Origin of the sequence: Acinetobacter sp. WC-743 (genome assembly GCF_000335555.1) — a bacterium.
GTDB lineage: Bacteria > Pseudomonadota > Gammaproteobacteria > Pseudomonadales > Moraxellaceae > Acinetobacter > Acinetobacter bereziniae.
This window is the reverse complement of the sequence record NZ_AMFQ01000026.1, coordinates 1-4,057: the sequence shown is the minus strand read 5'-3', so window position 1 is coordinate 4,057 and position 4,057 is coordinate 1. Positions and strand designations below refer to the sequence as shown.

Sequence of the window (4,057 nt, the reverse complement as noted above, 5' to 3'; positions counted from 1 at the left end):
CTAGAGCTTTGTATCGAAGATTATTGGAGTATGGCTTAGGCATAACAGCAGTCAGTAAGGTTTTTTATAGTGTAGCAAACTTTATATATTTAGCTATACATGCTAATACGGCTTCAACAACTAAAGTGACAACACCGCAAGGTGTTAAAATCAAACATAATGCTCCAGGTGTGGCGAATTAAGTTGACTTTAGATTTTCTTAATTATAAAAATGAAGCAAGGAAGCTAATTTTTATAATTGAGACATAAATGAAAAAAATATTGCTATCTATCTTTTTTATATTTTTTCCACATTTAGTTTGCGCTGAAGAAATAACAGAAGATAATTTTATTGAAGTAATATGTGGTGAATCGGCAAATTATGCATTGCAAGTAATGCAAAAAAGACAAACTGGTGTGACTATTACTGAAGCTTTAAACGAAGTTAATCAAATTGGAATGCCTGGTCCAAGACGTACATTTTTTAAGTCAATTGTCTATGATGCATATAAAGTACCTAGAGTTATTGATGAAAAGCAAAGAGCTACAGTTGAAAGTGAATTCAGCAATAAAATTTTTATGATATGTTCTGAGTCAATGATAAAAGAAATCTCTTGAGTTTTAATTTAATTGGCAAAATTTAAATCAAATATTTTCAATATTGTGTTAAAAGGCAGTTAATATAAAATGAAATTAACTTTATTGATATTTTTAATAGTAAGCATTGGGGCTATCCATGCTGCCACCATTGAGTCAAGACCATTAAGTTTGGATTCAAACTCACCAAATAAACCTACAAGCTTAAAGAAAATAGAATGGAATACTAATACTAAAATTGATAACAAGAATGATATCACTCAATTTAGGGCAGAATATCAAGAAGTTAAATCTGGAATAACAATAGCATTTGTAATACCAATAGATTCAACAAGTAAAAGTGCTTACTTCACTAGGGGCGATAACACTGATGTTTGTGAACCACAGTATATAGATATTGAGTTTGATAAAGTTAAATCAAATGAAAATAAAAGCTACTTTTCATCTGGTAAGGTTTGGGTTGATAATTCAAATTATTTTTATATAAGCAAAGGTGCGAAACAAAACTCAGATGAAAATTACTACCGAAAGTTTTCGTTTAATCCCTTTAAGCCTATTAAAGATAATAATAATATTAAGATTACTTCTGATCAAACAAATGACTTATATATTCCTCTTGTTGGCGCTAAAATTCAAATTGAAAAGGCAGAAAATGAATGTTTGAATTATTTGAAAAATCAAAGAGATAAATTAATAGCTGAGGCTAAGAAAAGAGAGATTGAAGTGAAAGCTGAACGGGAGAAAGTGCAGGCTGAATGGGAGAAAGTGCAGGCTATAAATGAAAAATTAAATAAAGAAACTGAAGCTAGATATTTAGCTCAATTGAAAAAACCTGATGCACGAATAGGAATGACTAAACAGCAAGTTTTAAAAAATACAAGATGGGGTGCTCCTTTAAATGTAAATTCACTAACCACAAAATATGGAATGACTGAACAGTGGACATATTGGGGTTATAAATATTTATATTTTACAAATGGTAAACTGGTGGCTATTCAAAAATAAAAGGTACAAGTTTTTAAAAGGATACAGTTATGATTATGGCTTCAATAATTTTACTTTCACTATGTCACTTAGTCTCTATAAGATATAGAGACTAAGCTGTAGAAGGGAATAGTTAGGATGCTGAAATGAATCAACGATCTTATCTGTATCTTCTTTTTTCAATCATCAACAACTTTAGAAAATCGCTCACTGTCTGCTTTACCAATTTGCCAATATGAGCACGCATAACAATCTTCTTTCCCCCAGTCACTTTGTTTCCTGAGAATATTCCGACAAGCACGTACAGCTTGTAATTCAGCAGTGATGTGTGCATAACGACTCGGCGGTAGATTGATCAGCTCTGGATGTTTCGCTAACTCATCTGCCAATAAGCTTTGCTTCAAGGGCGTAGGGTTATATAACCATATTTGTTCTAAATCAGCTTGTGTTTTTAATTCGATTCGATCTGCGATAGTTGGTACTTCTGCAATCACATAAGCTTTGCTACTTGTAGGTAATGTTTTTAAAATTGCTTGTGTAACGGCTAAACCTGTACTATCCGTAATAATCAGATAATGTTGAAGCCCAGTGGGAATCAAGTCTCGTGTCGCAGTAGACATGGTGACACCAATTTGATCACCTCGTTGCGCACGATCAGCCCAATGACAAGCAACCGTATCTGTACCATGCATTGCGAACTCAATGGTTAAAGTTTTATTGATTAGATCAATATCACGATGGGTATATGTTCGAATTTCTGGCATAAGAGTAGGATTGTTGACGATCCATTTACGTTGATCAAAATCAAAATCTGGAAGTTCTATTTCACTTTGGTCAGGTCTTGGAATAAAGACTTTATTGTTATCGCCAATACTTGTATGTTTGTATTTATCCGTATCTACACAGTCAAAAATGATACGAATATAGTTGGGACCTAAATATATTTTTTCCTTCACTTGAATAAAAGTACGATGTGCATTCAAAGCCATGATTCATATTGCTCAAGTAATAACAATTATCATTATCGTATATGTTTTTGAATAGAAGTGCCACTATTACAGTAATAATTCCAAAGCTTAAAAAGCTAGTTGGCTGAATAAATTTGTGTCTTATCTTCGTGATTAAATGAATAAATCCAAAATTAATTATTAAAAACAATAGTATAAGATTTATTTTTTTTTAAAAATAACCAACCTCATATTCACTATCGATATTGAATATTTTAGACTTTAGTCTTAGTTAAGCAACGAGCTTAAAATTTTAACAATACGCAAAAGGATTGCAGTGTGTTTATGACCTTTTTTATTGTGATGATCTTTGTCCTTATTTTGATTTGTTTATGGAGCGGGTTGGAAGTTTATTTAGATAAACGTAAAAATCCTCACTAGTCATATTGGTGTAATCGATATTGCAAAGTAGAGTTGCTTTGTCATAATTCGTTGAATTCTCTCTCTAATGTTCAAAAAACATGCATTAAATCTAAGTTGTTGTTAAAGTTCTTGTAATTCAATTTTATTTTCGCTAGTATTCTTTCTCGAAAATACTCTATCGTCAGTATTTATAGGGCCTGTAGCTCAGTTGGTTAGAGCAGCGGACTCATAATCCGTTGGTCCCCAGTTCAAGTCTGGGCGGGCCCACCATATAAAACAACCGCTTAGGTGTATTTATCCTAAGTGGTTTTTTAATGTTTAAAATCATGTAAATAATAAAAATATGGTGATATGATGTCTTAGCATAAGCATATCTTATGAACTAACAAAATTTATTCTTATTTAAGAATTTTTAATTGAACGCAAGTGAATATTAATTTTTTATTCTTACCTGCTGCATCACTATAATGAATTAGAAAGTTTTTTAATTTTTATTCATGCAACTCAGCTGAGATAGTCTGTTTTATTTACTTGTTGATCATAAAATTTTAAGTATCAAAGATGTAGAACACCCACAAAATTACAATTTATTATATTAAGGTTAAGCCCATGGCATTTATAGACAGTAAAAACCAGACCGCAGGGTCCAATACAACAGAAACATCTCGCACAAACAATACAAAGCCAGCAGTCGAATTGGCAGTATTTAACTTAGCCAGTGTGACGCATACAGAAGACCATAAATTTATTGCGCATCAAATTCAGAAATATCTACAAGCATGCGGAAATACCAGCCTCGAACAAATCAAAGCCAGTGCCAATGTCCCGACAGTTGCCAATATTTTTGCATTGTCTGGTAGTGTGTTAGATCTGATTCTATTTGCCGCAGAACCCAAACAAGCTGATGCCGGTGTACAACAAGCAGCATTGTTGAGCATGAACTTAATCGGTTTATTTTTACAACCGAACACCGAAGCCCATGTGCGTATGGCATTACGTCCAATGTTGGGGTTAATGGCTGAGTGTTTATATCCAGCCAATGGCAAAATTAAAGAAGCCGACTTACGTCGTATGCAGTTGCACTTAAATGCCCAGATGGCAGGGGATTTAGAAAAATTCCTACAAGA

Annotated in this window: 4 protein-coding genes, 1 tRNA gene and 1 pseudogene; 5 read left to right on the top strand and 1 reads right to left on the bottom strand. The window is 32.8% G+C overall.

Features of this window, described 5'->3' with window-relative positions:
• From ACINWC743_RS24250 to ACINWC743_RS04350, 3 genes are all read left to right on the top strand, one after another.
• A partial coding sequence (locus ACINWC743_RS24250; RefSeq protein WP_212749870.1) for a hypothetical protein occupies positions 1 to 182 on the top strand: 182 nt, incomplete at its 5' end.
• 67 nt (positions 183 to 249) lie between these two features.
• A complete protein-coding gene (locus ACINWC743_RS04355; protein WP_009584500.1) occupies positions 250 to 597 on the top strand; it encodes a hypothetical protein in 348 nt (115 codons plus the stop codon).
• A gap of 69 nt (positions 598 to 666) precedes the next feature.
• Complete coding sequence (locus tag ACINWC743_RS04350) at positions 667 to 1,581, top strand: hypothetical protein (protein ID WP_009584501.1); 915 nt, start codon at positions 667 to 669, stop codon at positions 1,579 to 1,581.
• Positions 1,582 to 1,739: 158 nt separating this feature from the next.
• Here ACINWC743_RS04350 and ACINWC743_RS04345 read toward each other — a convergent pair whose 3' ends face one another.
• Positions 1,740 to 2,549, bottom strand: a complete 810-nt coding sequence (locus ACINWC743_RS04345) for a siderophore-interacting protein (protein ID WP_004831118.1) — start codon at positions 2,547 to 2,549, stop codon at positions 1,740 to 1,742.
• Between the two features lie 574 nt (positions 2,550 to 3,123).
• Between ACINWC743_RS04345 and ACINWC743_RS04340 the strand changes: the two genes are divergently transcribed.
• Positions 3,124 to 3,200, top strand: a tRNA-Ile gene (locus ACINWC743_RS04340).
• Positions 3,201 to 3,539: 339 nt separating this feature from the next.
• A pseudogene (locus ACINWC743_RS04335) lies at positions 3,540 to 4,057 on the top strand (RHS repeat protein); the annotation flags it as partial.

Bases quoted from the DNA above. Each gene is read 5' to 3' on its own strand.
- ACINWC743_RS04355 (WP_009584500.1), top strand. From the start codon at position 250: ATGAAAAAAATATTGCTATCTATCTTTTTTATATTTTTTCCACATTTA.
- ACINWC743_RS04350 (WP_009584501.1), top strand. From the start codon at position 667: ATGAAATTAACTTTATTGATATTTTTAATAGTAAGCATTGGGGCTATC.
- ACINWC743_RS04345 (WP_004831118.1), bottom strand. From the start codon at position 2,549: ATGGCTTTGAATGCACATCGTACTTTTATTCAAGTGAAGGAAAAAATA.